Source organism: Variovorax sp. P1_H2 (genome assembly GCF_056405295.1).
The window spans coordinates 18,938-44,135 of sequence record NZ_JBFUCJ010000052.1 but is presented as its reverse complement, the minus strand read 5'-3'; the positions used below and the strand labels follow the sequence as shown (position 1 = coordinate 44,135).

30 protein-coding genes are annotated in these 25,198 nt (G+C 66.8%); 5 read left to right on the top strand and 25 right to left on the bottom strand.

Features of this window, described 5'->3' with window-relative positions; genetic code table 11:
• On the bottom strand, positions 1 to 275 hold a 275-nt coding region (locus AC1D2E_RS18680; protein ID WP_478198771.1), incomplete at its 3' end, for a BON domain-containing protein.
• Positions 276 to 551: 276 nt separating this feature from the next.
• On the opposite strand from AC1D2E_RS18680, the gene AC1D2E_RS18675 reads away from it, so the two are divergent.
• The 3 genes from AC1D2E_RS18675 to AC1D2E_RS18665 all read left to right on the top strand — a co-directional run bounded on the left by AC1D2E_RS18675 (position 552) and on the right by AC1D2E_RS18665 (position 2,756).
• Positions 552 to 1,271: a Crp/Fnr family transcriptional regulator gene (locus AC1D2E_RS18675; protein ID WP_478198770.1), complete on the top strand. Its 720-nt coding sequence runs from the start codon at positions 552 to 554 to the stop codon at positions 1,269 to 1,271.
• A gap of 473 nt (positions 1,272 to 1,744) precedes the next feature.
• Positions 1,745 to 1,903 carry a DUF3309 family protein gene (locus tag AC1D2E_RS18670; protein ID WP_478173752.1) on the top strand — a complete coding sequence of 53 codons (159 nt, stop codon included), beginning with the start codon at positions 1,745 to 1,747 and terminating at the stop codon, positions 1,901 to 1,903.
• A 94-nt stretch (positions 1,904 to 1,997) separates the two neighbouring features.
• A complete protein-coding gene (locus AC1D2E_RS18665) occupies positions 1,998 to 2,756 on the top strand; it encodes a sensor histidine kinase (protein ID WP_478198769.1) in 759 nt (252 codons plus the stop codon).
• A gap of 309 nt (positions 2,757 to 3,065) precedes the next feature.
• On the opposite strand, the gene AC1D2E_RS18660 is transcribed toward AC1D2E_RS18665, so the two are convergent.
• The 9 genes from AC1D2E_RS18660 to AC1D2E_RS18620 form a co-directional block, all read right to left on the bottom strand.
• Complete coding sequence (locus tag AC1D2E_RS18660; protein WP_478198768.1) at positions 3,066 to 3,968, bottom strand: MOSC domain-containing protein; 903 nt, start codon at positions 3,966 to 3,968, stop codon at positions 3,066 to 3,068.
• A gap of 630 nt (positions 3,969 to 4,598) precedes the next feature.
• A complete protein-coding gene (locus AC1D2E_RS18655; protein WP_478198767.1) occupies positions 4,599 to 4,907 on the bottom strand; it encodes a hypothetical protein in 309 nt (102 codons plus the stop codon).
• Between the two features lie 222 nt (positions 4,908 to 5,129).
• Positions 5,130 to 5,486: a hypothetical protein gene (locus tag AC1D2E_RS18650; protein ID WP_478198766.1), complete on the bottom strand. Its 357-nt coding sequence runs from the start codon at positions 5,484 to 5,486 to the stop codon at positions 5,130 to 5,132.
• A 361-nt stretch (positions 5,487 to 5,847) separates the two neighbouring features.
• Positions 5,848 to 6,585, bottom strand: coding sequence for an arsenical resistance protein ArsH (arsH, locus tag AC1D2E_RS18645; RefSeq protein ID WP_478198765.1), 738 nt, complete (start codon positions 6,583 to 6,585; stop codon positions 5,848 to 5,850).
• A gap of 11 nt (positions 6,586 to 6,596) precedes the next feature.
• The gene (gene arsB, locus AC1D2E_RS18640) at positions 6,597 to 7,673 is read right to left on the bottom strand and encodes an ACR3 family arsenite efflux transporter (protein WP_478198764.1); all 1,077 of its coding nucleotides are present in this window, start codon (positions 7,671 to 7,673) and stop codon (positions 6,597 to 6,599) included.
• 7 nt (positions 7,674 to 7,680) lie between these two features.
• Positions 7,681 to 8,169 carry an arsenate reductase ArsC gene (locus tag AC1D2E_RS18635; RefSeq protein ID WP_478198763.1) on the bottom strand — a complete coding sequence of 163 codons (489 nt, stop codon included), beginning with the start codon at positions 8,167 to 8,169 and terminating at the stop codon, positions 7,681 to 7,683.
• Between the two features lie 3 nt (positions 8,170 to 8,172).
• The gene (locus tag AC1D2E_RS18630; RefSeq protein WP_478198773.1) at positions 8,173 to 8,670 is read right to left on the bottom strand and encodes an arsenate reductase ArsC; all 498 of its coding nucleotides are present in this window, start codon (positions 8,668 to 8,670) and stop codon (positions 8,173 to 8,175) included.
• A gap of 8 nt (positions 8,671 to 8,678) precedes the next feature.
• Complete coding sequence (locus tag AC1D2E_RS18625) at positions 8,679 to 9,155, bottom strand: ArsI/CadI family heavy metal resistance metalloenzyme (protein ID WP_478198762.1); 477 nt, start codon at positions 9,153 to 9,155, stop codon at positions 8,679 to 8,681.
• Positions 9,156 to 9,179: 24 nt separating this feature from the next.
• Positions 9,180 to 9,506, bottom strand: coding sequence for an ArsR/SmtB family transcription factor (locus tag AC1D2E_RS18620; protein WP_478171087.1), 327 nt, complete (start codon positions 9,504 to 9,506; stop codon positions 9,180 to 9,182).
• A 162-nt stretch (positions 9,507 to 9,668) separates the two neighbouring features.
• Here AC1D2E_RS18620 and AC1D2E_RS18615 point away from each other — a divergent pair, with 162 nt between their 5' ends.
• Positions 9,669 to 10,562 carry a hypothetical protein gene (locus AC1D2E_RS18615; RefSeq protein ID WP_478198761.1) on the top strand — a complete coding sequence of 298 codons (894 nt, stop codon included), beginning with the start codon at positions 9,669 to 9,671 and terminating at the stop codon, positions 10,560 to 10,562.
• A 42-nt stretch (positions 10,563 to 10,604) separates the two neighbouring features.
• Here the strand turns inward: AC1D2E_RS18615 and AC1D2E_RS18610 are convergent, their stop codons facing one another.
• Genes AC1D2E_RS18610 through AC1D2E_RS18565 form a run of 10 tightly spaced genes read right to left on the bottom strand, consistent with a single transcriptional unit; the run spans position 10,605 to position 19,114 of the window.
• Entirely contained in the window at positions 10,605 to 11,405 is an 801-nt protein-coding gene (locus AC1D2E_RS18610; RefSeq protein WP_478198760.1) for a crotonase/enoyl-CoA hydratase family protein, read from the bottom strand.
• A 31-nt stretch (positions 11,406 to 11,436) separates the two neighbouring features.
• Positions 11,437 to 12,444, bottom strand: coding sequence for an aldo/keto reductase (locus tag AC1D2E_RS18605; protein WP_478198759.1), 1,008 nt, complete (start codon positions 12,442 to 12,444; stop codon positions 11,437 to 11,439).
• 8 nt (positions 12,445 to 12,452) lie between these two features.
• Positions 12,453 to 13,409: a Gfo/Idh/MocA family oxidoreductase gene (locus AC1D2E_RS18600; protein WP_478198758.1), complete on the bottom strand. Its 957-nt coding sequence runs from the start codon at positions 13,407 to 13,409 to the stop codon at positions 12,453 to 12,455.
• The gene (locus AC1D2E_RS18595) at positions 13,406 to 14,272 is read right to left on the bottom strand and encodes a class III extradiol dioxygenase subunit beta (RefSeq protein ID WP_478198757.1); all 867 of its coding nucleotides are present in this window, start codon (positions 14,270 to 14,272) and stop codon (positions 13,406 to 13,408) included. Before AC1D2E_RS18595 ends, AC1D2E_RS18600 begins: the two co-directional genes overlap by 4 nt.
• Before the next feature lies 1 nt (position 14,273).
• The gene (ligA, locus tag AC1D2E_RS18590; protein WP_478198756.1) at positions 14,274 to 14,714 is read right to left on the bottom strand and encodes a protocatechuate 4,5-dioxygenase subunit alpha; all 441 of its coding nucleotides are present in this window, start codon (positions 14,712 to 14,714) and stop codon (positions 14,274 to 14,276) included.
• Complete coding sequence (locus AC1D2E_RS18585) at positions 14,714 to 15,631, bottom strand: amidohydrolase family protein (protein ID WP_478198755.1); 918 nt, start codon at positions 15,629 to 15,631, stop codon at positions 14,714 to 14,716. Before AC1D2E_RS18585 ends, ligA begins: the two co-directional genes overlap by 1 nt.
• A gap of 4 nt (positions 15,632 to 15,635) precedes the next feature.
• Positions 15,636 to 16,634 carry a Bug family tripartite tricarboxylate transporter substrate binding protein gene (locus AC1D2E_RS18580; RefSeq protein WP_478198754.1) on the bottom strand — a complete coding sequence of 333 codons (999 nt, stop codon included), beginning with the start codon at positions 16,632 to 16,634 and terminating at the stop codon, positions 15,636 to 15,638.
• A 25-nt stretch (positions 16,635 to 16,659) separates the two neighbouring features.
• Complete coding sequence (ligK, locus tag AC1D2E_RS18575; protein ID WP_478198753.1) at positions 16,660 to 17,343, bottom strand: 4-carboxy-4-hydroxy-2-oxoadipate aldolase/oxaloacetate decarboxylase; 684 nt, start codon at positions 17,341 to 17,343, stop codon at positions 16,660 to 16,662.
• Between the two features lie 21 nt (positions 17,344 to 17,364).
• Positions 17,365 to 18,393, bottom strand: a complete 1,029-nt coding sequence (locus AC1D2E_RS18570; RefSeq protein WP_478198752.1) for an amidohydrolase family protein — start codon at positions 18,391 to 18,393, stop codon at positions 17,365 to 17,367.
• A 28-nt stretch (positions 18,394 to 18,421) separates the two neighbouring features.
• On the bottom strand, positions 18,422 to 19,114 hold the full coding sequence (locus AC1D2E_RS18565) for a substrate-binding domain-containing protein (protein ID WP_478198751.1): 693 nt from the start codon (positions 19,112 to 19,114) through the stop codon (positions 18,422 to 18,424).
• Positions 19,115 to 19,257: 143 nt separating this feature from the next.
• On the opposite strand from AC1D2E_RS18565, the gene AC1D2E_RS18560 reads away from it, so the two are divergent.
• Complete coding sequence (locus AC1D2E_RS18560) at positions 19,258 to 20,166, top strand: LysR substrate-binding domain-containing protein (RefSeq protein ID WP_478198750.1); 909 nt, start codon at positions 19,258 to 19,260, stop codon at positions 20,164 to 20,166.
• An 87-nt stretch (positions 20,167 to 20,253) separates the two neighbouring features.
• Here the strand turns inward: AC1D2E_RS18560 and AC1D2E_RS18555 are convergent, their stop codons facing one another.
• From AC1D2E_RS18555 to AC1D2E_RS18535, 5 genes are all read right to left on the bottom strand, one after another.
• A complete protein-coding gene (locus tag AC1D2E_RS18555; protein ID WP_478198749.1) occupies positions 20,254 to 21,153 on the bottom strand; it encodes a DUF1932 domain-containing protein in 900 nt (299 codons plus the stop codon).
• A 21-nt stretch (positions 21,154 to 21,174) separates the two neighbouring features.
• A complete protein-coding gene (locus AC1D2E_RS18550; protein WP_478198748.1) occupies positions 21,175 to 22,158 on the bottom strand; it encodes a Bug family tripartite tricarboxylate transporter substrate binding protein in 984 nt (327 codons plus the stop codon).
• Between the two features lie 68 nt (positions 22,159 to 22,226).
• Positions 22,227 to 23,090 carry an isocitrate lyase/PEP mutase family protein gene (locus tag AC1D2E_RS18545; RefSeq protein ID WP_478198747.1) on the bottom strand — a complete coding sequence of 288 codons (864 nt, stop codon included), beginning with the start codon at positions 23,088 to 23,090 and terminating at the stop codon, positions 22,227 to 22,229.
• The gene (locus tag AC1D2E_RS18540) at positions 23,080 to 24,510 is read right to left on the bottom strand and encodes an FAD-dependent oxidoreductase (RefSeq protein WP_478198746.1); all 1,431 of its coding nucleotides are present in this window, start codon (positions 24,508 to 24,510) and stop codon (positions 23,080 to 23,082) included. Before AC1D2E_RS18540 ends, AC1D2E_RS18545 begins: the two co-directional genes overlap by 11 nt.
• A complete protein-coding gene (locus tag AC1D2E_RS18535; protein WP_478198745.1) occupies positions 24,507 to 25,121 on the bottom strand; it encodes a cysteine hydrolase family protein in 615 nt (204 codons plus the stop codon). The genes AC1D2E_RS18540 and AC1D2E_RS18535 overlap by 4 nt, the downstream gene beginning before the upstream one ends.
• Positions 25,122 to 25,198: the final 77 nt, after the last annotated feature.

The window sequence follows — 25,198 nt, the reverse complement described above, 5'->3', positions numbered from 1 at the left end:
CCTTTCACACTGCGCGCAATGCTTTCCGCCGTGGACTTCTCGGCGGCGTTCTTGGCGAATCCAGCGAGCATGACCGTCCCGTTGAGCGTTTCGACCGAGATGCTGGATGCGTCGACGAGCTTGTTCTCAACAAATCGGCCCTTGACCGTCGTGGTGATACCTGCATCGTCAATATAAGCCCCGGTGGACTCCTGCCCCCTGGTGACAGCACAGCCCGACATGGCAAGCAACGCCACGGCTGTGAGCGTGGCGGAAATGGTGGTGCGAATAGTCATTTTGAATCTCCTGCGAACTTTGATCTGCCAACCGCCCCGATCGGCCGGAGCAGGGCCTCACACCAAGCACTTTGAAGCCCACTCATCGTTGGTTCCCCTTGACAGGGACTCCGGCACACCGACGTGTCCCCTTGTCTATCAAGGGCGAAGCGCCTAGATCAACCCAGTGTTGCGATCGCTCAAGCTGCCGTCTGTGCATTACCGAACATAGGTTGGCTTTTGATTTGATATGGATCAAACGGTAGACTGGGCGGGCCGCCGTAAACGGACGTGGAAATGGCCGTGCTTTCAGACCCCAGGTCGAATCGCCTCCTTGCTGCCCTGCCCGAAGCCGAGTGGCAGCGCTGGCTCACGCAGCTGGAAGCGGTCGAGATGCCGCTGGGGCAGGTGCTGTATGAGTCTGGCAGCACGTTAAGCCACGTCTTCTTTCCGACCACCGCCATCGTCTCCCTGCTGTACGTGATGGAAGACGGCGCGTCCGCGGAAATCGCCGTCGTCGGCAATGAAGGCATTGTGGGTATCTCGCTCTTCATGGGCGGCGAGTCCACCCCCAGTCGAGCGGTCGTTCAAAGCGCCGGTCACGGCTTCCGGCTCAAGTCTCAGGTGCTCAAGGAGGAGTTCAACCGGGCTGGACCGGTCCTGCACCTGCTCCTGCGATACACCCAGGCGCTGATCACACAGATGGCGCAAACGGCGGTCTGCAACCGGCACCATTCGCTCGATCAGCAGCTGTGCCGTTGGCTGCTTCTGAGCCTGGACCGGCTGCAAGGCAACGAACTGGTGATGACACAGGAGCTGATCGCCAACATGCTCGGCGTGCGTCGCGAAGGCGTGACCGAAGGCGCCCTCAAGCTCCAAAGGGCCGGCCTGATCAACTACGCGCGCGGTCACATTACCGTGCTGAACCGGCCAGGGCTCGAACAGCGCTCCTGCGAGTGCTACGCGGTGGTCATGAAGGAATACAACAGGCTCCTTCCGAAGCGCGTCGCGACCTAGGCCGTTGACGCAGCAACTGGGCAATAAGCGAGGACGGCAAGTTCAAGGCATCGCTGGTTCCTGCGCAGCACATCGGGTTCTCGTCCACCGATAGTGCAACCCGACTTTCGCACGCTGAGCCGAATCTCGCCATGCTACCAAGGGGCCCTGGCACGCCTGGTAGCCTAAAGCACCAACGAATCAAAGTTTTGTTCGGTAGCGTACAGACCCACGCAACGCACGGGGATACCGTGGCCTTGCTGGCCGTTTCGCGACCCTCTCGGATCCGAGGAGCTGGCAGTGAGGAAAGATCGTGAGAAATTCTGGCTGCGCTCGCAGCTGCATCTTGTCCATCGCTGAGCGCCGGTGCGCTTGCCGTGACCATGTCGAAGGCCGACGACAAAGGGACGCCAAGGCTGCCTCAAGGAAGCCCAAACGCGCTACCCGGACGTGTCACGGAACTTCACTTTCCTGCAATTTCAAGGAGAAGCACCATGAGTCTAGGCACCATTCTTTTGATCGTTCTGATCCTGATGCTGATCGGCGTCATACCCACCTGGCCGCACAGCAGAAGCTGGGGTTATGCACCCGTTGGCGGTTTGGGTCTCGTCTTGCTCATCGTCCTCGTGTTGGTATTACTGGGACGGCTATGACAGATCGATCCAACCTGTAGCCGGTCAGTTGGCCGACTTTGCGCTGAGACGTTGATAAAATTGGAACGCCCCGAATCGGCGAAGAGGAGGCCCCATGCCACCTGACCTGAATTCGATCCAAACGCGCGAGCCGCGCTTGGAAGACCTCGCGACCTATCTGCAGCGGGCTAGGGAGCAGGAACGTGCGCACCTCGCCCGCGAACTTCATGATGAACTCGGTGCACTGCTGATAGCAGCCAAGCTTGATGTGGCCTGCCTAAAAGTGAAATTGGGCTCTGTGTCTCCAGAAATCGTGCGACGCCTTGGGCACCTGGTCGAAATCCTCAATGGAGGCATTGCGCTGAAAAACAGGATCGTCGAAGGGCTATGTCCTTCGACGCTCGCTCACTTGGGACTGGTAGCCTCTCTGGAAAGCCTGGCGCGCGATTTTGGCTTGACCTCCGGGATCGAGATTAGGAGTGATCTCGAAGCGGTGATGCTCGACGAATGGGCCCAACTCGCCGTGTACCGGCTCGTTCAAGAGTGCCTCACCAATGTCGCCAAGTACGCGGGCGCCACCAAGGCACAGATCGTTCTGGCGAACCGCCAACGGGACGTGATGGTCGTCGTGCGCGACAACGGCATGGGGTTCGATGTCGAGCATGTGTCTGACACTCGCCACGGACTGAGGGGGATTCAGCATCGCGTTGAGGCCTGCGGCGGCCGATTGTCGGTGACTTCGGCCCCAGGGAAGGGAACTCGTGTCGAGGCAATGCTGCCCGGGGGACTCGCTGGAACCGAAGTCAAAGCTTTCGAATTCGACACGACCTCGACGACTCGACAATCCACAGCGAATCCGGCAGTCATGCAATAGGCTGGGCGCCAAGCGGCGGAACGGGATCTTCGGCATAGCGCGCCTCATGTCGAAGTTCGAGCTACCGGTATCGGGAAGGTCGAGTGACGGGAATGGGCCAGGCCCATTCCGGGCATTGGGCGTGTGGCGGGTGATCGTCTGCAATGCAGCGGTCGGTCGGTGTTGCCGGCTGGACTCAGACTTCCGGCCAATTCCGGACATACAAGGTCGTTGACGGGACGCCACCAACCGACCTCAATATCGGTCACTGCCCACGACGCGAGGGCGAGCTGGTAGGCCGTGCCCGTTGAGAAGACCGGCGGATGGGCGTCAGCGCAGTTCGACGCGGTCGCCGACACGCAGCCTACCGGGCGCGGTCACCACCGCGTAGACGCCGGCGCAAGGAAATTCGGCCAGGGTGCTGACCTGCTGCTTGTTATGCTGCACCAGCGCCCGCAGCACGTCCGTGTCCTTGGGCAGATCTTCCTGCGCGAGCGTCGTCATCACGCAGCGCGGATCGGGCCAGGTCACGCCCAGCCTCGCAGCCTCGCCCACGGCCAGTTCGCTGCCCACCCAGTCGTTCTCGACGAAGCCGGACCGCTCTGTCTCGATGATCACGTTCATTCGAAAGCGTCGTTCGTCGAAGCGGCTCTGCGGTTGCAGTTCGTTCAGCCGGTCCAGAGTGCCAGTGGTCAGCACCGATATTGGAAACACGTCCAGAAAGGCACCCCGCGGCACCGGGGATGCCTGGCCGATCGCGGCGAAGAGGGCCGAGCCCAGCGGCTGCGGCACGACCTTGTCGCGATTGCCGCCTGGATCCGCCCCCTCCACGTCCGGGTGGTACTGGTCGATCGTGAAGTCCTCGGGCGCCGCACGCGACAGTTCTACGTTGCGCTTGAAATGGGCAGAGAGTTGCCGGTCGGCGTCGGGCGCATCGCTTCGCACTGTCGTACCGTCGGGCAACGTGATGCTGACCGGCGGCATCGCGTCGCCTGCCCGAGGCGGCGAGACGAACGTTGCCCGGCAGGCCAGGATGTCCGGGAACAGCTTGACGCTCTTGGYGCTGACCACCCTGCCGGTATCGATGTCGATCAGCGCATAGGCCCGGTCGCCGAGCACGCCGTGGGCCGCTAATTCGACCTCCTCCAATCGCTCGCCCTGCATCGACTTGACAGGAAAGCGCCAGAGCCCCGTGATGCTGCCGACCGCGCTGCCGGTGGTGTTGCTGCTCATGTTCATTCTCCAAGAAGCCCGACTGCCGGGCGGCGCGGGTGGGCTTCATTCATCGAAATGATAGGCCTGCAGTGGCAAGAATGGCTTCGCCAATTCGGCAGGCTGATAACGCCGTGCCTCCAGAAGGTGCAGCCACGCTCACCCTCGCGATGAGTTTCCGGTGATGTGCGACGTAGCGCAAGCGCGCTTAGGGTTTGTACTCGCCGCGGCACCCGCCCTTGCCTGATTGGGTGCAGCGGGCACCGCCGTGGATAACTCGTACACATCGCGCCAACTGACATGGACTATCCACATATGGTCGGGAGCGTCACTTCGATCGCTTGTGCAGCGGACATTCGATCAGCTCTTGATGCCAGCAGGCATCGGGAGTCCCTGTGCGACCGCTTTCGAGATTTCGTCACTGTGCACGGACTTCGAGCTACGTACTGCAGTGGCCTTGAGACCGGTCGTTGGCCGTGCGATCTTGTTGATTCTTGAACGACCGGAAGTGGCCGACTGTAGCCGGTCGCCGGCTTGGGCCTCTGGCCCCGAAGCAAACGCGTCACTCGTCCAGGTAGGGCTGAAGGACCGCAGTCTTCACCAGCGAATCGCAGCCGCCCTCCCCGCGGCCCCGCCCACTTCGCGACCGATCTATCGACTCGCCTTCATCCTCTCCCGCATCCCCATGATCATCCCCCTCAACGCCTGCAACTGCCGCTGCATATCCGCATTGAGCACAGTCACCAGCCCCCGCAGTTCATCCGGCTCGATGTGAAACTCCTCGACCCCGTCTAACGGAGGAAAGCGAGGCGACCGAAAGCTCTGCAGGCATTCGTACGCCCGGTGCGAATCAGCCAGATTGAAGAACGCATCCTCGACCTCCGAGAAATGCGTGAGTGCCGACTGATTCGGATCTGAAGCCTGTGGCGCCGTTGGCGCCGCCTTCTTGGCGACTGGCACGCGACGCCGCTTCGCAGCGACTGTTGCGGGCTTGACGGACTTTGAAACTCTTGAGGAATGCGCGAGCGCGCGAGCAGACTTAGCCATTTTTTCGGCCTCCCAGTGAATGCAACTTGCCTCACCCGCCGCATCCGCGATCAAACAGAGGCGGCGGCTCGAACGGGCTGGACGACTTGATGCGGCCGAGGCGGCCGCGACAAGCGCCCAAGCCCTCACCACACGTCAGTGCATCACCTTCCGCGCCGCGTGAATCGCCTTCTCTACCGTCTGGATGCGCCGTCCCATCTCTGCATTGATCAGCTCCATCAGGGCCGTCAATCCACGGGGCTCGACAAGAAACTCCTCGACGTTCCGCGTGTTGAGCGGCGCCAGGAAATTCTGTACGCAGTCGTAGGCGCGATGCGCCCAGCGCAAGTTGTTGAACTCGTCCTCGACGAGCAGCGCCGCCGAGCTGACGGCCTTCTTCTTGGCTTGCTTCTTGGTCTCGGACTTTGTTGCCGGTGCTTCACCAGCAACCTTGCGCTTGGTGGTTCTTGACTTGGCGGATGTCGTCCCCGCCGTGCGAACGGTCTTGGCCATTTTGGGTCTCCCTAGAGATTGCAGTTTGCTAAAACTGCCGCACTCGCTTCCAAACGAGGGCGGCAGCTCGAACAGGTTGGAAGACCGGGCAATCTCTCGCAAGAAACCGGCAGGACTTTCGTCCTCCCGTTCGAGCCGCCAAAAATGAAGGCACGAACGAAGAAGCCGCATGCCGTAGAGGCAAATGCGGCTTCAGCCGAGAGATTGAATTTCGGGCTTCCAAACCCGATCACGCCGTTGCCGACGCGACCCCCGCAGTATGCCAGCGCTGTTGGCTCGGACGCACGCCATCGAGGGCAGGCAAAGTCCGATCAATAGCCCGAATCTTCAGCGCGCCCGCCAAGCAGACTCCCCCTGAGCCTCAGATCGACCGCTGGTTGACACGAGAAGAAAGCGCCACCGCACTCTCTTTGCGCTCGCTGTAGCGATCGACCAGATAACCGCTGACATCGCGAGTCAACAGCGTGAACTTGAAAAGCTCTTCCATCACGTCCACGATTCGGTCGTAGTAGCTCGACGGCTTCATCCGGCCAGCCTCGTCGAATTCCAGGAAGGCCTTGGCGACAGACGACTGGTTGGGGATGGTCACCATGCGCATCCAGCGCCCAAGCACGCGCATCTGATTCACCGCGTTGAAGGATTGCGAGCCCCCCGAGACCTGCATCACGGCCAGCGTCTTGCCCTGCGTGGGGCGCACTGCGCCCAGGGCCAATGGAATCCAGTCGATCTGTGCCTTCATGATGCCGGTCATCGCGCCGTGCCGCTCCGGCGACGTCCAGACCATTCCCTCGGCCCACCGGGCGAGCTCGCGCAGCTCCTGGACCTTGGGGTGACTGTCTGGCTCGCTGTCCGACAGGGGCAAGCCGGCCGGGTCGAAAATCCTGACCTCACCGCCCATGGCCTCCAGAAGCCGGGCCGCCTCGAAGCTGACCAGGCGGCTGTAAGAGCGTTCGCGCAAGGAGCCATAGAGCATCAGGAAGCGCGGCTTGTGGCGCGAGGGTTCGTGCACATGCAGACGCTCGGGCGTCGGCGGGTCAAACAGTTCGGCATCGAGTGCCGGGAAGGAAGCAAGAGATCTGAGGGGGCCGACGTCGGACATATCTTTGTGTTTCAGGGTGCAGGCTGCCCGGCTTCGTACCAGCCCTGGGTACGATTCACGACCGCGACGACCGCGAGCATCACGGGCACCTCGATGAGGACGCCGACCACGGTGGCCAGCGCTGCGCCGGACTGGAAGCCGAAGAGGCTGATGGCCGTGGCAACGGCCAATTCGAAGAAGTTGCTCGCGCCGATCAGCGCCGAGGGGCCGGCCACGCAGTGCTTCACCCCGAGCTCGCGGTTGAGCAGGTAGGCAAGACCTGAGTTGAAAACCACCTGGATGAGGATGGGCACGGCCAACAGCGCGATGACCAATGGCTGGTCCAGGATGGCCTCTCCCTGGAATGCGAACAGCAAGACCAGGGTCAGCAACAGGGCCGAGATGGACAGCGGGCCCAACTTGGCGGCTACGGCCTGGAAGTGGCCTACGCCGCGGCGCAGAAGCGCTTTGCGCCAAAGCTGCGAGATGATGACTGGCACCACGATGTAGAGGCCCACCGAAACGAGCAGCGTGTCCCATGGAACGGTGATGGAGGAAAGACCGAGCAGCAGTGCGACGATGGGCGCGAAGGCGACCACCATGATGGCGTCGTTCAGGGCGACCTGCGACAGCGTGAAGTACGGGTCCCCCTTGCAGAGCTGGCTCCACACGAAAACCATGGCCGTGCATGGTGCGGCGGCGAGCAGGATGAGCCCGGCCACGTAGCTGTCGAGTTGTTCCGCAGGAAGGTAGGGCGCGAAGACGTGGCGGATGAAGATCCAGCCCAGCAGGGCCATCGAGAACGGCTTGACCGCCCAGTTGATGAACAGCGTGACGCCGATGCCGCGCCAGTGTGAAGCGACCTGGTCGAGGGCACCGAAGTCAATCTTCAGCAGCATGGGAATGATCATCACCCAGATGAGGAAGCCCACCGGGACGTTGACCTTGGCCACTTCGAGGCTGGCGACCGCCTTGGAGAAGCCCGGCAGTACCTGGCCCAGGGCAATGCCGACGACGATGCACAGGGCCACCCACACAGTCAGGTAGCGCTCGAAGAAACCGATGGTGGGCTTGGCGGGCGCCGCCGCGGCGAGGGTGGATGTGGTCATCAGGAAACTAGTTCTTTGAAATGCGGGTGAGTGCGGCCTGCAGTTCGGCGTGGCTGAGGTCAGCCAGGGGGAGCGCCAGGAGCTGCAACATGCGGTACCCGATGGCTTGGCGCGTGAGTTCAAACGCGGTGGCCTTCTCGGTTTCGGGCGCGTTCGAAGGGTCCGGGTATCCCCAATGGACCTTCACCGGACTGCCTGGCCAATAGGGGCACTGCTCGGACGCCGCGCTGTCGCACACGGTGATGACGATGTGCATTTCCGGTGCAGATTCCCCGGTGAACTCGTCCCAGCTTTTGCTTCGATAGCCCTGGACGTCTATCCCGGCGGTCTGGAGCGCCACGAGGGCCTGAGGATTGATGCGGCCGCTCGGGGCGCTGCCCGCGCTGAACGCCCGCACGTCTTTCCCGAGAAGCTTGGCCCAGTGGTTGAGCATCCCCTCGGACAGCACGCTGCGCGCGGAGTTGTGGGTGCAGAGGATGAGTACGTTGATGGTCATGGCTCAGCGTGTCCCGATGTCCTTGACTTCCCGGTGGATGGCCAGGGCGTCCAGGCGGTCCAAGGGCAGGGCAAGCATGAGTTCGATGCGCCGCTTGAGCGTGATGCCTGCGTCGCGGAACTGCTGACGCTTCGCGTCGTCCGTGCCTTCGAACGCCGCAGGGTCCGCAACGCCCCAGTGCGCGGTCATCGGCTGCCCCGGCCAGACAGGGCAGACCTCGCCCGCGGCCTTGTCGCAGACGGTCAGGATGAAGTCCATCTGCGGGGCATCGGGCTTGGCGAACTCATCCCAGTTCTTGCTGCGAAACCCCTGCGTCGGAATGCGGAACGATTCGAGCGTGTCGAGGGCAAACGGGTTCACCTTCCCGTCGGGGTGGCTGCCTGCGGAGTACGCGTGGAAGCGCCCCTTGCCCAGCTCGTTCATGAGCCCTTCGGCAAGGATGGAGCGCGCGGAGTTTCCCGTGCAGATGAACAGCACGTTGTAAGTTTTCTCGGCCAAGATGACTTCCTTCAACAGCAACGGGAGGCAGGTTTGACGGCAACACCGACAGGCTCGCCGCGAGTGGTCGGAGCACAGCAGGCAGAAGCCTGGGTTTCGGACTCCCGAGTGCCTTCACCAAACACCGGGATGTCGTCGAGCGTGTGGAACTGTTCCCAGGCAATGCCTTGCGGATCGGTGACCCAGTGCTTCTCGCTGCGTGCGTAGCAGCAGCTTGTCTCGCCTTGGTCGAGAAGCGCCATGTCAGCATCCTTGGCGCGTGCCTTCAACTCGGCGAGTTCGTCCGCATCGTCTGTTTGGAAGCCGAGATGGTCCACCCCAACGCCGTTGCCGCGCGTGGAGATGGCGAAATTGATGCGAGGGTCCTCAAGCATCCACTTCGCGTAGTCGGCCTCAACCCGGGCCGGCTCGGCGGCAAATAGCTTCGAGTAGAAGGCAACGCTCGCCTTCAGGTCAGTGACGTGTGCGTGGACGTGAAATCGCTTCATGTGGAGCTCCTGTGGATGAGGGTGTCAGCACTTGCAGGCATCGCCGGCCGTCTCTACCGCGCAGGCGGCACCTTGGCAGCAGTTCTCGGTGAGATAGCCGAGCAGCGCGTTCATGTTGTCGTACGCGGCTCGATAGATGAGGTGGCGACTGGCGCGCTCTTGCGTCACCAGCCCTGAGTTCGCCAGCTCCTTCAGATGAAAAGAGAGCGTGGCGGGAGCGACACCCAATGCTTCCTGGATGACGCCAGGCGTGAGACCGCTTTGCCCGGCCACTACCAACGCCCGAAACACTTCGAGGCGCAACGGGTGAGCAAGGGCCGCCAATCCTTGAACGACTTCTTTCGATTCCATGATTCGAGAATAGTAGAACTATATTTCTCGGTCAAGAGGTGTTTCTAGTCGGAACGAACAAACCGGGGCGGCAGCACCGCCCGTAGGACTCGTCCGACATACAGCGCCGCGCAGTCGTGCAAAGTAGCCGCTTGTGTCTGTCGTCCAGGGGAGCAAGAGGCCATGTCGGTCGTTTGCAATGTCTGCGGAAGCGCCAATCGCCCGAAGGCGAAGTACTGCGTGGGCTGCGCGCATCCACTGCCCGGCTTCACGCCCTCGGGGCCCGCCGCGTTCGATGCCGTCATGGCGATCCGCCCGGCCCCCGACGCGACGCCACGCGGTGCTGTCGGCGCGCGCGCCGGCGCCGCCGTTCCAGTGCTCCCGGTGGAAACGGCCGCCTTCTGGCTGAAGGCCGGCTGCGTCGGTCTCGCCATGATCCTGGGCTTCGCGGCGTGGTGCTTCCATGTCACGCACAAGCCCGGCGCGCCGCCGCTGAAAGAGCAGATCCTGGCCCTGATGATGCCGGAGTCCCTGAAACCCAGGGCCCTCCCGGCAGCCACGGTGCCGTCGACCGCAGGCGCGTCGGCCGCAGGCGCGTCGGCCGACGAGGCGAAGGAGGCCCGGCCCGCCGCGCTTCGGATCACTCCGACCGTGCAGAGCGCGGCCATGGCGGCCGAGCCGCAGGTGGCGCGCCCGATCCCGCCGCTGGCGGCGGCGCCCCGGCCGATCGCCCCCGCCAGGAAGGCGCTCGCCTCGTCACGCAGGAACCTGCGCGATGCGCTGCCACCGGCCGCCGCCGAGAGCCCCATCGCCCGCGCCACGCCGGATCCCGGCCCACCGATCGCTCCCGGTCCCGGTCCCCTGTACGACCGAGGGCAGGCGTCGTCGTTGCGGCGATTCGCCGATTCCGGCCCCCCGGTCGTGCCGGGGCCCGGGCCGCTGTACAACTTCTCGCGCGCGCCGGTGCGGGCGCCTTTCGGTCCGAGCGGTCCGAGCGGCAACGATCCGGGTCCGCCCCTGGCGGCGGGGCCGGGCCCGCAGTTCGACTATTCGGCACGCGCGGCCGCCGCCCGGTAGCGCGGCCCGCGCAGCGCCGCACTCCGGCGCAGCGCGGCACCGTCAAACGGGCGCGTCGGGCAAGTTCGTGAAGCTGCCATGGCGCCCCTCCCCGCCGACGAAACGCGCAGCCCCCGCCACGGCTTCCGCGAGCGCCACCGGCACGCCCTGGGCGCCTTCGGCGCGCAGCGCCTGGGCCAATGGCAGGTCCCACTGGCCGTAGGCGGATGCGCGATCGGTCAGCATGCATCGCTGCGGGAAGGCCGCGATCTCGCGCGCCAGCGCCTCGGCCGCCTGGCGGGCGCTGCCGGGCTCAACCAGGCGGTTGGCAAGGCCCATCGCCGATGCTTCATCGGCGCCGACCGGGCGACCGGTGAGGATCATGTCGAGCGCGCGGCCCATGCCGACGATGCGCGGCAGCCGCACCGTGCCGCCGTCGATCAGCGGCACGCCCCAGCGGCGGCAGAAGACGCCGAACACGGCGTCGCGCTCCATCACCCGCAGGTCGGCCAGCAGGGCGAGTTCGAGCCCGCCCGCCACGGCATAGCCGCTGACCGCGGCGATCAGCGGCTTGGACAGCGCCATGCGGCTCGGGCCCATCGGCCCGCTGCCGCCGCCCTCGGGATCGAGTTCGTGGCGGCGCGCGGGATCGGCCAGCGCACGGAGGTCGGCACCGGCGCAGAAGTGGCCGCCGGCTCCCCACAGCACCGCCGCCTGCAACGCGTCGTCGGCCTCGAAGTCCTCGAAGGCGCGCCGCAGCGCCGCCGCCATCGGGCCGTCGACCGCGTTGCGCACGGAGGGGCGATCCAGGACGATCGTGCAGACGGGTCCGTCGATCTCGGTCCTGACGAATGAACTCGACATGGCATGACTCCTTGCGGCCTGGCCGCCGCCGTCAATCCTCGAAGACTTCGGTATCCACCTCGGCGCTGCTCTGGACGCCGTAGCGCGCCCCGCTCACGGTGCGCTGGTTGATCAGCGCATCGACCCGCGCGAACAGCTCGGGCGCCAGTTGCACCTGCTCGGCCTGCAGGTCTTCCTGCAGGTGGTCGAGGCGGGTCGTCCCGGGAATCGGGATGATGTCGTCGCCGCGCGCCAGCAGCCAGGCCAGCGCCAGCTGCGCCGGCGTGCAGCCGGCCTCTTTCGCCAGCGCGGTGTAGGCCGGCAGCAGTTCGAGGTTGCGCGCATAGTTCTCGGGCGAGAAGCGCGGCATCGCGCGCCGGATGTCCTTGGCGTCGAGCGTCGACACGTCGTGCAGCACGTCGCACAGGAAGCCGCGCGCCAGCGGGCTGAAGGCCACCAGCGCCGCGCCCAGCTCGCGGCAGGCCTGCAGCACGGCGATCTCGGTGTTGCGGCTCCAGAGCGAATACTCGTTCTGCACCGCGGCGATTCGGTGCACCGCATGCGCGCGGCGCAGCGTGGCGGCCGAGACCTCCGACAGGCCCAGCGCCCGCACCTTGCCTTCTTCGACCAGCCGCGACATCTCGCCGACCGACTCCTCGATCGGCACCGACTTGTCCCAGCGGTGCAGGTAGTAGAGATCGATGACCTCGGTCTGCAGCCGGCGCAGGCTGTCCTCGCAGTTGCGGCGCAAGGTGGCGGGCTTGCCGTCGATCACCCGGCGCACCGTGCCGTCGTCGCCGCGCACGCCGGCCATGCCGCCCTTGCTGGCCAAGGTGAAGGCGCTGCGGTGCGGCTTCAGCACCCGCCCGACCAGCTCCTCGTTGGCGCCGAAGCCGTACAGCGCCGCCGTGTCGAACAAGGTCACGCCGGCATCGAGCGCCGCCAGCAGCAGGCGCTCGCCCTGCTCCGCCGACGGCGGCAGGCCGTAGGCGTGGCTCAGGTTCATGCAGCCGAGGCCGATGGCGCTGACCGAGAAGGGGCCGAGTTGACGCTCGTTCATGGCGTCGCTCAGCGCTGCAGTTGCTGTTCCAGCTTCTGCAGCACCTGGTAGCAGGGCAGCACCTGCGCCACGCTCGAATTCGGCTCGCGGCCCTCGCGGATGGCGGCGAAGAACTCGCGGTCCTGCAGCTCGATGCCGTTCATCGACACGTCGACCTTCGAGACGTCGATCGCCTCTTCCTTGCCGTTGAAGAGATCGTCGTAGCGCGCGATGTAGGTGCCGGTGTCGCCGATGTAGCGGAAGAAGGTGCCCAGCGGCCCTTCGTTGTTGAAGGACAGCGACAGCGTGCAGATGGCGCCGTTGGCGGCCTGCAGCTGGATCGACATGTCCATCGCGATGCCCAGCGTCGGATGGATCGGGCCCTGCACCGCATGGGCCTTCACGATCGGGCTGCCGGCCTGGTAGGCGAACAGGTCGACCGTGTGGGCCGCGTGGTGCCACAGCAGGTGGTCGGTCCAGCTGCGCGGCTGGCCCAGCGCGTTCATGTTGGTGCGGCGGAAGAAATAGGTCTGCACATCCATCTGCTGGATGTTGAACTCGCCGGCCACGATCTTCTTGTGCACCCACTGGTGGCTGGGATTGAAGCGGCGCGTGTGGCCGCACATCGCGACCAGGCCGGTCTCCTTCTGCAGGGCGACGACTGCTTCGGCGTCCTTCAGCGAGTCGGCCAGCGGGATCTCGACCTGCACGTGCTTGCCGGCCTTCAGCGCGGCGATGCTCTGCGAGGCATGCATCTGCGTCGGCGTGCAGAGGATCACGGCGTCGACTTCCTTCAGCGCCAGCGAATCGGCGAGCTCGGTCGTGACGTGGCCGATGCCGTACTTGGCCGCCACTTCGCGCGTCTTGTCGAGCTCGCGGCTGACCAGCGAGACGACTTCGACGCCGTCGATGTTCCGGATGCCGTCGAGGTGCTTGATGCCGAAGGCGCCGGCACCGGCGAGGGCGACTTTGATGGTCTTGGTCATTGGTTCTCCAGGATGAGGTGGCCCACGGCCGTGTTGGACGCGGGGACGTGGAAGAAGCGGTGCGCGACCTTCGGCGGCTTGCCGCCGGCGACGTCGGCCATCGCGCCGCGGGCGATCAGCCACATCACGAGCTCGATGCCCTCGGAGCCGGCCTCGCGCACGTAGTCGATGTGCGGCACCTTCGAGAGCCCGTCGGGGTCGGCGATCAGGCGGTCGAGGAACTTGTTGTCCCATTCGGCGTTGATCAGGCCGGCGCGCGGGCCCTGCAGCTGGTGGCTCATGCCGCCGGTGCCCCAGATGTGCACGTTGAGGTCCTCGTCGTAGGACTCGATCGCGCGGCGGATCGCCTGGCCCAGCATGAAGCAGCGGCGGCCGCTCGGCACCGGGTACTGCACCACGTTGACCGCGAACGGGATCACGGGGCACGGCCAGCGGAAATCGGACTGTGGGGGCTGGCCGCACATCAGCGACAGCGGCACCGTGAGGCCGTGGTCGACGTCCATCTTGTTGACGATGGTGAGGTCGAAGTCCTGCTGGATCACGCTCTGCGCGATGTGCGCCGCGAGCGGCGCGTGGCCCATGACGGTGGGCACGGGGCGCGGGCCCCAGCCTTCGTCGGCCGGCTGGTAGGAGTCGGCGGTGCCGATCGCGAAGGTCGGGATCATGTCCAGGCTGAAGGCCGTCGCATGGTCGTTGTAGACCAGGAAGATGACGTCGGGCTTGTGCTCCTTCATCCATTGCTTGGAGAAGTCGTAGCCCGCGAACAGCGGCTGCCAATAGGGCTCGTTCGACTTGCCGAGGTCGAGCGCCGCGCCGATGGCAGGCACGTGCGAGGTGTAGACGGATGCGGTGATGCGTGCCATGTCAGTGTCCCTTGCGGCCGGCCGCGCCCTGCGGCTGATGCTGTGCCTGCGCGTCGCCGTCTTCGCCGACGTAGCGGTTGCCTTCGGCCGAGCGGCCGCCCTTGATCATCATGTCGCGGTATTCCTCTTCGGTCATGCCGGTCATGCTGCCGGCCATCTGCTGGAAGCTCTTGCCGTCGGTGGCGCCGATCTTGGCCAGGAAGTAGATGTTGCCGCCGAGCGCGATGCAGCGGTTGAGGTCGCGCGCCAGCACGGCCTGCTTCTGCGCCTCGGTCATCGGCCACTCGTCGAGGTAGGCCCGCTCGTCGGCCTTGAAGCGCTCGCGGTTGGCGGCCTTCATGAGCGACATGCAGAACTGGTTCAGGTGGTAGCCGAGGCGCGATTGCTCGGCGTCGAAGATGGTCGTGCCGGGCACGTCCTTGTAGGGCTTCTCGAGCGACATTACTTCAGCTCCGGCCAGTACAGCCGCGTCGGGTTGTCGACCAGCAGCTTGCGCTGCAGTTCGGCCGTGATCGCGATCTGCGGAATGAAATCGACCAGCAGGCCGTCGTCGGGCATGTGGTCCTTGAGGTTCGGGTGCGGCCAGTCGGTGCCCCACAGCACGCGGTCGGGAAAGCTCTCGACCACCTTGCGGGCGAAGGGCACGACGTCCTGATAGGCCGCCTGCTCGCCGTTCAGGGCCTTGGGGCCGGTCAGCGACAAACGCTCGGGGCAGCTCACCTTGCTCCACACGTTGGTGTGCTCGCGCATGAACTTCAGGAACAGCTCGAACTCGGGGCCGTCGATGGGCTTGCCGACGTCGGGGCGGCCCATGTGGTCGACCACCACCGTGGTCGGCAGGGCGGTGAAGAAGTCCCACAGCTCGGGCAGGTCGACCGCCTCGAAGTAGATCACCACGTGCCAGCCGAGCGGCGCGATGCGGTTGGCGATTTCGAGCAGCTCGTCCTTGGGCGTGAAGTCGACCAGCCGCTTGACGAAGTTGAAGCGCACGCCGCGCACGCCGGCCTCGTGCAGTTCCTTCAATTCGGCGTCGCTGATGCTGCGCTTGACCGTGGCGATGCCCTTGGCGCGTCCGCCCGACGCCTTCAGCGCATCGACCATGGCCCGGTTGTCGGCGCCGTGGCAGGTGGCCTGCACGACCACGTTCTTGTCGAAGCCGAGGTGGTCGCGCAGCGCGAACAGCTGGTCCTTCGAGGCGTCGCAGGGCGTGTACTTGCGCTCGGGGGCGAAGGGGAACTGGTCGCCCGGGCCGAACACGTGGCAATGCGCATCGACGCTGCCGGGCGGCACCTTGAAGCGCGGCTTCGAGGGGCCGGCGTACCAGTCGAGCCAGCCGGGGGTCTTGGTGAATTGCGTCATGGTCTCAGTCCAGGGTGATGTTGGCCTTGCGGATCACGTCGCCGAAGCGTTGCGTCTCGGCCTTGACGAACTGGTTGAACTGGTCGCGCGTCTGCGGGAAGGGCTCGTAGCCGAAGCTCTTGAACTTCTCGAGCACGTCGGGGCTGGCGAGCGCGGCCTCGATGTCCTTCTTGATTTTTTCGGTGACTGCCGGCGGCAGGCCCGGCGGCACCGCGATCGCGTTCCAGCCCGTGACCTCGAAGCCCTTGGGTCCGCCCGATTCGCCCACCGTGGGCACGTCCGGGAAGCTGGCGTTGCGCTGCGGCGCCGTCACTGCCAGGAAGCGCAGCTTGCCGGCGCGCTGCAGCGGGCCGGCGGTGGCGGCGCTGCCCAGCGCGAAGGCCAATTCACCGGTCGACACCGAGGTGTAGAGCTGCGTGGTCTCCTTGTAGAGCACGTGCTCCATCTGGATGCCGGTGGCGGAGGCGAACAGCTCGGAACCCAGGTGCACCGGGTTGCCGATCGACCACGAGCCGAAGTTGAGCTTGCCCGGATTGGCCTTCGCATCCGCAATGATGTCGCCGACGGTCTTGTACTTGCTGTTGGTCGCGACCGTGAAGAAGAAGTAGGTCTTGAACAGCGGCAGCAGCGTGTCGAAGTCCTTCACCGGGTCGTAGGGCAGCTTCTTGAACAAGGCCGGGTAGGCGGCCAGGTGCACGTTGTCGAGCACGATCATGTCGTGGCCGTCCTTGGCGCCGCGCTTGAAGGCGTCGATCGCGATGAAGCCGTTGCCGCCCGGGCGGTTCTCCACCACCACCGGCTGGCCCCAGGTGCGCGACAGCTTGTCGGCCACCAGGCGCGCAACGCCGTCGGGACCGCCGCCGACCGGGAACGGCGTGATGATGCGCACCGGCTTGGTCGGGAACTGCTGCGCGAAGGCGCCCATCGGCAGCGCCGCGGCGGCCAGTGCGCCGGCGGCCAGGGCGAGGGTGCGGTTGGCGAGGAAACGTCGTGTGACTTGCATGTGAGAAGACTCGGGTAAGGAAAAATCAGTCGATGTAGCGCAGCCCGGCCTTCTCGAGGGGCTCGCGCATCTTGTACATGTCGAGGCCGAGCACGCCGGAGGCGAGCTTCTCGCGCTTGGCGCCTTCGTTGGCTTCGCGCGCCACGGCGGCTTCGAGCGCCTTGGCCGCCATCGCCTTGGGCACGCAGACCACGCCGTCGTCGTCGGCCACGATCACGTCGCCGGGCGTCACCAGCATGCCGGCGCAGACCACCGGGATGTTGACCGAGCCGAGCGTCGCCTTGATGGTGCCCTTGGACGAGATCGCGCGGCTCCAGACCGGGAAGTTCATCTCCTGCAGCGTCTTCACGTCGCGCACGCCGGCATCGATGATCAGCGCACGGGCGCCGCGGGCCTGGAAGCTGGTGGCCAGCAGGTCGCCGAAGTAGCCGTCGGTGCATTCGGCGGTAACGGCCGCCACCACCACGTCGCCGGGCTGGATCTGCTCCGCCGCCACGTGCATCATCCAGTTGTCGCCGGGCTGCAGCAGCACGGTGACCGCGGTGCCCGACACCTGCACGCCGGGATAGATCGGGCGCATGTAGGGCTTCAGCAGGCCGACGCGGCCCATGGCCTCGTGCACCGTAGCCGAGCCGAGCTTGGCCAGGGCGTCGGCCGTGGCGCGGTCGGCGCGCTCGATGTTGCGATAGACGACTCCGAGTTCATACATGCTCATATCTCCTTGAGGGGGTCAGAGGTTTTTGGCCTTGAGTGCGGCGTCGAGCCGCGGGAACACGCGGCGCGCATTGCCTTCGTAGATCTGGTGGCGGTCGGCGTCGCTCAGGATCTTGCTCGACGCGATGTAGCGCTTGGTGTCGTCGTAGTAGTGACCGGTGGTCGGGTCGATGCCGCGTACCGCGCCGATCATTTCCGAGGCGAACAGCACGTTCTTGACCGGGATCACCGTGTTCAGCAAGTCGATGCCCGGCTGGTGGTAGACGCAGGTGTCGAAGTAGATGTTGTTGAGCAGGTGCTCGTCGAGCAGCGGCTTCTTGAGCTCTTGCGCGAGACCTCGGAACCGGCCCCAGTGATACGGCACCGCGCCGCCGCCGTGCGGGATCAGGAAGCGCAGGGTCGGGAAGTCCTTGAACAGGTCCGAGGTCAGGCACTGCATGAAAGCCGTGGTGTCGGCGTTGAGGTAGTGCGAGCCGGTGGTGTGGAAGGCCGGGTTGCAGCTGGTGCTGACGTGGATCATCGCGGGGATGTCGTACTCGACCATCTTCTCGTAGATCGGATACCACTGGCGGTCGCTCAGCGGCGGGCTGGTCCAGTGGCCGCCGCTCGGGTCGGGGTTCAGGTTGATGCCGACGTTGCCGTATTCCTTGACGCAGCGCTCGAGCTCGGGGATGCAGGTCTTGGGGTCGACGCCCGGCGACTGCGGCAGCATCGCGGCCGGAATGAAGTGGTCGGGGAACAACTGGCTGACGCGATAGCAAAGCTCGTTGCAGATCGCGGCCCAGGTCGACGAGGTGTTGAAGTCGCCGATGTGGTGGGCCATGAAGCTGGCGCGCGGGCTGAAGATGGTCAGGTCGGAGCCGCGCTCCTTCATCAGCTTGAGCTGGTTGTTCTCGATGGTCTCGCGGATGTCGTCGTCGCTGATCTTCAGCTCGCTGGCCTTGGGCGCCTTGGAGGGGTCCTTGAGGCCGGCGATCTGCAGGTCGCGCCAGGCGCCGAGCGCGGCGGGGGCGGTCGTGTAGTGACCGTGGACGTCGATGATCATGTCGTGTGCTCCTTTTAATCAGTTGGTCTCAGGCGGGGTCCATGCCCTGGGCGCGCTTGGCGGCTTCCGCTTGGGGCGAGGACATGAAGGCCAGCATCCGGCGCACGGCCTCGGCCTCGGCCGAACCGGTGCCGACGCCGGCGGAAAAAGTGGTGACGATCTGGATCTCCGACGGCAGCGGCCCCAGCAGGTCGATGCCCTGGACATGGATCAGTTCGGCCAACTGCTGGAAGCCGAGCTCGACCTCCCCGCGGGCCACCAGCGTGCCGACCGGCACGCCGGGCGGGGCTTGCACGATGCGCGGCTTGATCTCGTCGGCGATGCCCCAGCGCTCGAACAGGGCCGCCAGGGCGACGCCGCTCGGGCCGGTGGAATAGCTGAGGCTGCGCGCGGCCAGTACCGCATTGCGCAGCGCTTCCTCGGAGCCGATGTCGGGATGCGGCGCACCCGCCTTGACGGCCACCGCGACACCCGAGCGCACCAGGTCGGTCTTGCTGCCGGCCTCGATGCGGCCGGCGGCAATCAGCTTGTCGATGGCGTCGGAGGCCAGCACCACCACGTCGAAGGCCTCGCCGGCCTGCACACGCTTGGCGGCATCGACGCCGCCGACCGATTCGATCGCGACCGAGCCCCCCGAGCGCTGCTCGAAAGCAGCTACCAGATCGGCCAGCACCTGGCGGGTGGCCATCGACGAAATCCCCTTGATCGCGGTCTTCTGCATGCTTTTCGCCTTGTCTCCAATGCCGGTGCGGCCGGCTCGATGGAGCGAATTTTGCGGCGGTATGACCCTGCCAGATTCGCCATAGGCCACTAGCAGCTAGAACAAAACGGCATATCATCAGCGGCTGAGCCTGGAGAAGCCCCTTGGACCTGAAACAGCTGGCGTATTTCGTTCGCGTCGCCGAGTTGGGCAGCTTCACCCGCGCCGCCGTGGCGCTGAAGGTGGCGCAGCCCGCGCTGAGCCGGCAGGTGCGCCTGCTCGAGGTGGAACTGCGGCAGAACCTGCTGGTGCGCAACGGCCGCGGTGCCACGCCGACCGAGGCCGGCCAGGTGCTGCTGGCCCATGGGCGCGGAATCCTGCACCAGGTGGAGCGCGCCCGCGAGGAGCTCGACCGGGTGCGCGGCTCGCTGGCCGGCCGCGTGGCGGTCGGCCTGCCGCCCAGCATCGCGCGGGTGCTGACGGTGCCGCTGACCCGCGCCTTCCGCGAGCAGATGCCGCAGGCCCAGCTGTCGATCAGCGAGAACCTCTCGACCGCCATGCAGGACCAGCTGCTGCACGGCGGCCTGGACATCGCCGTGCTCTACGACGCCCGGCCGATGCCCGGGCTCGATGTGCAGCGGCTGCTGGACCAGTCCCTGCTGCTGGTCGGCCGCCGCCCGCCGGGCCTGCAGGAAGACCCGCCGCCGGCGCCGCTGACGCTGGCCGAGGTGGCCCGGCTGCCGCTGGTGATTCCGAGCCGGCCGAACGCGATCCGGATGTACGTGGAATCGGAGATGGCCGGCATCGGCTGCACGCCGCGGGTGGCGCTCGAGATCGACGGCGTCTCGGCGATGCTCGACCTGGTCGCCGACGGCGCCGGCTTCGCGATCCTGTCGCGCAACGCGGTGATCCGCTCGATCAACCCCTCGGCCTACACCCTGCGCGAGATCGAGTCGCCGCCGCTGCGGATCCCGGTCTTCACCGCGGTCAGCGCGCTGCGGCGGGCCACGCTGACGCAGCAGGCGACGCTGGACCTGATCCGCAAGACCGCCGAGACGCTGCTACAGGGCTGAAAGGCCTCAGTCCGCCGCCGGGCCGCCCCAAGGCGGACTGCGCCCCCTCGGGGGGCAGCGAGTACACGAAGTGACGAGCGTGGGGGCTCAGTCCTTGCGCGCGGCCAGCAGCCGGTCGGCGTAGTCCTGCCACGTCGCCTGCTTGTCGAGCCCGTCGAACACGCCGGCCTTGGCCTGGTCGGCCACCCACTGCTGCTTGTCGGCGATCGCCGAGGCCATGAGCGGCGCGAAGCCGGCCTCGCGCACGGTGTTGGCCGCCTCGCGCATTTCCTCGGCCCGGCGCTGGCCGTGCTGCACCACGCGGCTGAAGAAGTAGGCGCCCTGCCGGCTCCAGTCGATGCTCGGAAAGGTCTCCTGCAGGGTCGGCAGCACATGGTCCTCGACCCCGTAGGCGCGCGCGGTGGCGTAGCTTTCGATCACCAGCGCCTCGAGGCCCTTGATCATCACGCTGCGGCTCATCTTGATCGCGCTGGCCACGCCCAGGCGCTCGCTCACGGCCTGGGTGTCCAGGCCCCAGGCGGACAGCGCCTCGGCCAGCGCGGCCGCGCGCTCGCCGCCCAGCAGCATCGGCACGCGGATGCCGTAAGGTGGCACCGAGGTCATCACACCGGCTTCGACGTAGTGCGCGCCGACGGCTTCGACCAGCGCCGCGCACTGCTGCTTGGTGCCGGGCGAGGCCGAGTTGAGGTCGAGAAAGACGGTGCCCGGGCGCAGCTGCGGCGCCGCCTCCTGCGCCACCCCCAGCGTGTTCGAGGCGGTGACAGCGGAGATCACCAGGGTGCTGGCCTGGCACAGCGCGCCCATGGACGGGTGCGCCGCCACCCCGGCCTGCGCCGCGTGCGCCTGCTCGCTCGCCTGGCGCGCCGGGTCGATGAACTTCAGGTCCCAGGCGCCGACCGTCCGGACGCCGGGCTTGTCCTTGAGGCCGAGCGCGAAGGTCTTGCCCACCTCGCCATAGCCGATCAGGCCGATGTGTTCGAGTTGCATGTCCGTCCCCGTCTGAACGATCTACTGGCGCGGAATGCCGGCGGCGGCGATCACGCCGCTCCAGCGCCGGATCTCGCTGTCGAGCAGCGCGGCCAGCTCCTCGGGACTGCCGGCGCGCGGCTGCACGTTCAGCGTCGCCAACTGCTGCTGGACCTCGGCCGATGCCAGCGCGGCGCGAACCGCGCGGTTGAGCCGGTCGATCCGCTCGCGCGGCGTCTTCGAGGGCGCGGCCAGGGCGTTCCACGAGCGCACGTCGAAGCCCTTGAGTCCAGCCCCCTCGGCCACGGTGGGCACGGCCGGCAGGGCCGGGTTGCGGCCCTCGCCCATCACGGCGAGCGCACGCAGCGCCTTGCCTGAGATCTGCGGCATCACCGGCGACAGGATCTCGACGCCGGCGTCGACCTGGCCGCTGCGAAGCGCCGTCACCACGGCCGGCGTGCCGTTGAAAGGCACCACCTGGGCGTCGATGCCGGCCCGGCTCTTGAACAGTTCCGCCGCCAGGTTCTGGGTGCTGCCGACGTTGACCGTGCCGATGTTCAGCGCACCGGGACGCGCCTTGGCGGCCGCCACCAGGTCCGCCAGGCTGCGCAGCGCCGAGCCCTCGGGCACCAAGATCGCGAGGTCGAAATAGCCCAGCAGCGAGATCGGCGCGAAGTCCTTGCGGGTATCGAAAGGCAGGCGCTGAAAAAGGCCCTCGCTGACCGCCGTGCCGTTGCTCATCAGCAGCAGCGTGAGGCCGTCCGGCGCCGCACTGGCCACCGTCGTGCCGGCCACCACGCCGCCGGCACCGGGGCGGTTGTCGACGATCACGGGCTGGTTCAGCTGGCTGGCCATGGCCTTGCCGACCACGCGTGCCGTAAGGTCGGCGACACCGCCGGCGCCGAAGGGCACGACGAGGCGGATCGGCTGGGTGTCGCGGCTGTCGGCGTCGGCGGCGAAGGGCCAGGCGGCGGCCACGCCGAGTGCGGCGGGAAACAACAGGAACGAACGGCGGGTGGATCTCATGGCAGGCGCACTGGCTGAAAAAGTGGCGCCCAGTGTAGGCCCAAGAGGGTCGCCGCGCGGGCGCTCGCTCACTCGTAGCGCTGCCCCGCCGCCATCAGCTCCGGCGTACCGATCACCTCGTTGAGCCCGTCGAAGTCCAGCATCCGGTCGCGCCAGGGCAGCGTCGTGCGGTGGGCATGCAGGCTCGCGTAGTAGCCCTGCAGCGTGTGCACCACCGCGCGCGCCGTGCCGCCCGGGAAGATCGCGATGCGGAAGCCGTGCGCCTGCAGCGCATCCGCGTCCTGCACCGGCGTCTTGCCGCCCTCGACCATGTTCGCGAGCAACGGCACGCGGCGGCCAAAGCGCTTGCACGCCGCATCCATTTGCTCGGGCGAGCGCAGCGCCTCGATGAACAGCGCATCGACGCCGGTCTCCAGGTAGGCCTCCGCGCGGTCGAGTGCGGCAGCCAGCCCTTCGACCGCGACCGCATCGGTGCGCGCGAGGATCAGCGTATCGGCCGAGGCCCGTGCATCGAGCGCCGCATTGAGCTTGCCGGCCATCTCGCGCGCGGGCACCACGGTCTTGCCGTCGAGGTGGCCGCAGCGCTTGGGAAAGCCCTGGTCCTCGATCTGGATCATCGCCGCGCCCCCGCGCTCGAAGCCGCGCACCGTGCGCTGCGTGTTGAGCGCATTGCCGAAGCCGGTGTCGGCATCGACGATCACCGGCAGGCCGACGCGCTCGGTGATGCGCGCCAGCGTGTCCTCGACCTCGGTGAAGGTGGTGAGCCCGACGTCGGAGCGCGCGAGCCGGGTGTAGGCGATCGAGGCGCCCGACAGGTAGAGCGCCTCGAAGCCGGCCTGCTCGGCCACCAGGGCGCTGAGTGCGTCGTAGACGCCCGGGGCCAGCACGATGTCGTTTCGCGCGAGGCGCGACCTGAATGATTCATCGGCCATGGGATGGCTTCCTTTCATTGACCAGCGCAGCGGCGGTGCGCGCCGCGATGTAGCCGCCGGCGACTGCGCTCAGCAGCCCGTTGCCCGAGAGATAACCCCAGACCTCGTCGCCCGACACGCCACCCGCGGCGCCGCCGGCCGCCAGCAGGTTGGGCAGCGGCGAGCCGTCCTGCCGAAGCACGCGCGCATCGGCGGCGATGTCGAGGCCGCCTTGCGTGTGGAACAGCGCGCCCGTGACCTTGACCGCGAAATACGGCGCGGCCAGTGCGCGCTTGGAGACGCGGCCATCGGACTGCGGCGCGCCGGCTTGCAGCCCGTCGAGGGTCGACTGCAGAGTTGCCGCATCGCAGCCGATACAGGCCGCGAGATCGGCCACGGTGTCGCAGCGCCTGAGCGCGCCCGCGGCCTCCGCTTCGCAGAAATCGGGAAAGCCGCGCGCCAGTTCAAGCAGCGGCGCATCGAACACATTCCACGCGATCGCGCCCGGCTGCTCCAGCACATGCACCGCGGCCTCGGAGTAGCCCTGCGTCTCGTCATGGAAGCGCCGGCCCTCGCGGTTGATCTGCACGCCGCCTTCCATCATCACGGCCCAGGACATCAGCGCGCCCTGCGGCGTGACCCAGGAGCCGTGTCCTTGATAGCCGCCGAGATCGCGCAGGCGCGCGCCGATCGCCTCGCCCCAGAGGATCGCGCTGCCGTCGTTACCTGTATGTCCACCAAAGGCTGCAGCGGCCATTTCCGGCAGCAGCGTGCGCACCATCGCCGCATTGCCGCCGAAGCCATTGCAGGCCAGCAGCAGCGCATCGCAGGCCAGTGTTTCCTCGCGGCCATCGGGACGGCGGTAGCCGATGCCGAGCGCGCGGCCGGTGTCGTCGAGCCACAGCGTGTCGACCAGCGCCTGGGTCAGCACCGGGATGCCTGCGGCTTCCACGGCGGCCTGCAGTCCGGCCATCAAGGCCGCACCGGTTCTTTGCGGCAAGGCGTGCATCCGATGAACGCTGTGGCCCGGATAGAGGAATCCGTCGAGCACGATCCAGTCGAGGCCGTGCCTCGCTTGCAGCGCATCCAGCGCCGGGCCGACGGCCTCGGCATACGCCCGCACCAATGCGGGTGCCGCGCGACCCCGGGCCTTGGCCTGGATGTCGGCCGCGAAGCGCGCGGGACTGTCGCCCTGGATTCCTTGCTCGCGCTGCGCGCGTGTGCCGGCCGCGGGGATGAAGCCGGAGGACAGCGCGGTCGATCCGCTCGGCACGGCATCGCGCTCGAGCAGCACGCATTCGATGCCCGCGTCGTGCAGCATCAGCGCCGCCGTGAGGCCGCAGGCGCCGGCGCCGACGATCACCACCGCCACGTGCATCTCGGCCTCGATGTGCGCGGCACGGCGAATGCGGCGCACCGGGCCTTCGGCCTGAACCGTCATGCCAGCAACTCCACGAAGGCCGCACAGTCCACCACCTCGGCCACGTTGCGCATGTCGGCCAGCGAGGTCTGGTGCCGCTCCTCGCCGAAAGCCGCGCAGCCGTCGGCCAGCACCAGCGTGCGGTAGTCGCGCATGTGGGCGTCGCGCACCGTGCTCGCCACGCCGCCATTGGTGACGATGCCGCACACGGCCACGGTGTCGATGCCGGCGCGGCGCAGCACCCAGTCGAGCTGGGTGTTGAAGAACGCCGAGTAGGCGACCTTGCTGACCGCGACGTCGACCAGGCCGGCCAGCGCCTCGACGTTCGCCTGGCCCCAGCTGCCGGGCGCGAAGTCGCCCTTCCTGAGGTAAGGGCGCAGCGCCTTCAGGTGCGGCGAGACCATCGGCTCGCCGGACGCATCGGGCCACAGCGTGAACTGGCTCGCGGCGACCAGCCCGCCCGCGGCCTTGACGATTCTCGCGACGGTCGCCACGCGATCCGGCAGCAGCAGCGCGGGCGGGTTGCTGTCGCCGCCGCGAGCGTAGGCGCCCTTCGGATCGAGGAAGTCGTTCTGCAGGTCGATCACGACCAGCGCCGTCGTCGATCCGCGGATTGGCGCCGTGCCGCTCATGTCGGCCCCCACTCTCGGCACTTCGTGTCCTCGCTGCCCCCCCGAGGGGGCGCGAGCTTGCTTGGGGCGGCCCGGCG

Bases quoted from the DNA above. Each gene is read 5' to 3' on its own strand.
- AC1D2E_RS18675 (WP_478198770.1), top strand. From the start codon at position 552: ATGGCCGTGCTTTCAGACCCCAGGTCGAATCGCCTCCTTGCTGCCCTG.
- AC1D2E_RS18670 (WP_478173752.1), top strand. From the start codon at position 1,745: ATGAGTCTAGGCACCATTCTTTTGATCGTTCTGATCCTGATGCTGATC.
- AC1D2E_RS18665 (WP_478198769.1), top strand. From the start codon at position 1,998: ATGCCACCTGACCTGAATTCGATCCAAACGCGCGAGCCGCGCTTGGAA.
- AC1D2E_RS18650 (WP_478198766.1), bottom strand. From the start codon at position 5,486: ATGGCCAAGACCGTTCGCACGGCGGGGACGACATCCGCCAAGTCAAGA.
- arsH (WP_478198765.1), bottom strand. From the start codon at position 6,585: ATGTCCGACGTCGGCCCCCTCAGATCTCTTGCTTCCTTCCCGGCACTC.
- arsB (WP_478198764.1), bottom strand. From the start codon at position 7,673: ATGACCACATCCACCCTCGCCGCGGCGGCGCCCGCCAAGCCCACCATC.
- AC1D2E_RS18635 (WP_478198763.1), bottom strand. From the start codon at position 8,169: ATGACCATCAACGTACTCATCCTCTGCACCCACAACTCCGCGCGCAGC.
- AC1D2E_RS18625 (WP_478198762.1), bottom strand. From the start codon at position 9,155: ATGAAGCGATTTCACGTCCACGCACACGTCACTGACCTGAAGGCGAGC.
- AC1D2E_RS18620 (WP_478171087.1), bottom strand. From the start codon at position 9,506: ATGGAATCGAAAGAAGTCGTTCAAGGATTGGCGGCCCTTGCTCACCCG.
- AC1D2E_RS18615 (WP_478198761.1), top strand. From the start codon at position 9,669: ATGTCGGTCGTTTGCAATGTCTGCGGAAGCGCCAATCGCCCGAAGGCG.
- AC1D2E_RS18610 (WP_478198760.1), bottom strand. From the start codon at position 11,405: ATGTCGAGTTCATTCGTCAGGACCGAGATCGACGGACCCGTCTGCACG.
- AC1D2E_RS18605 (WP_478198759.1), bottom strand. From the start codon at position 12,444: ATGAACGAGCGTCAACTCGGCCCCTTCTCGGTCAGCGCCATCGGCCTC.
- AC1D2E_RS18600 (WP_478198758.1), bottom strand. From the start codon at position 13,409: ATGACCAAGACCATCAAAGTCGCCCTCGCCGGTGCCGGCGCCTTCGGC.
- AC1D2E_RS18595 (WP_478198757.1), bottom strand. From the start codon at position 14,272: ATGGCACGCATCACCGCATCCGTCTACACCTCGCACGTGCCTGCCATC.
- ligA (WP_478198756.1), bottom strand. From the start codon at position 14,714: ATGTCGCTCGAGAAGCCCTACAAGGACGTGCCCGGCACGACCATCTTC.
- AC1D2E_RS18585 (WP_478198755.1), bottom strand. From the start codon at position 15,631: ATGACGCAATTCACCAAGACCCCCGGCTGGCTCGACTGGTACGCCGGC.
- AC1D2E_RS18580 (WP_478198754.1), bottom strand. From the start codon at position 16,634: ATGCAAGTCACACGACGTTTCCTCGCCAACCGCACCCTCGCCCTGGCC.
- ligK (WP_478198753.1), bottom strand. From the start codon at position 17,343: ATGTATGAACTCGGAGTCGTCTATCGCAACATCGAGCGCGCCGACCGC.
- AC1D2E_RS18570 (WP_478198752.1), bottom strand. From the start codon at position 18,393: ATGATCATCGACGTCCACGGTCACTACACGACCGCCCCCGCCGCGCTC.
- AC1D2E_RS18565 (WP_478198751.1), bottom strand. From the start codon at position 19,114: ATGCAGAAGACCGCGATCAAGGGGATTTCGTCGATGGCCACCCGCCAG.
- AC1D2E_RS18555 (WP_478198749.1), bottom strand. From the start codon at position 21,153: ATGCAACTCGAACACATCGGCCTGATCGGCTATGGCGAGGTGGGCAAG.
- AC1D2E_RS18550 (WP_478198748.1), bottom strand. From the start codon at position 22,158: ATGAGATCCACCCGCCGTTCGTTCCTGTTGTTTCCCGCCGCACTCGGC.
- AC1D2E_RS18545 (WP_478198747.1), bottom strand. From the start codon at position 23,090: ATGGCCGATGAATCATTCAGGTCGCGCCTCGCGCGAAACGACATCGTG.
- AC1D2E_RS18540 (WP_478198746.1), bottom strand. From the start codon at position 24,510: ATGACGGTTCAGGCCGAAGGCCCGGTGCGCCGCATTCGCCGTGCCGCG.
- AC1D2E_RS18535 (WP_478198745.1), bottom strand. From the start codon at position 25,121: ATGAGCGGCACGGCGCCAATCCGCGGATCGACGACGGCGCTGGTCGTG.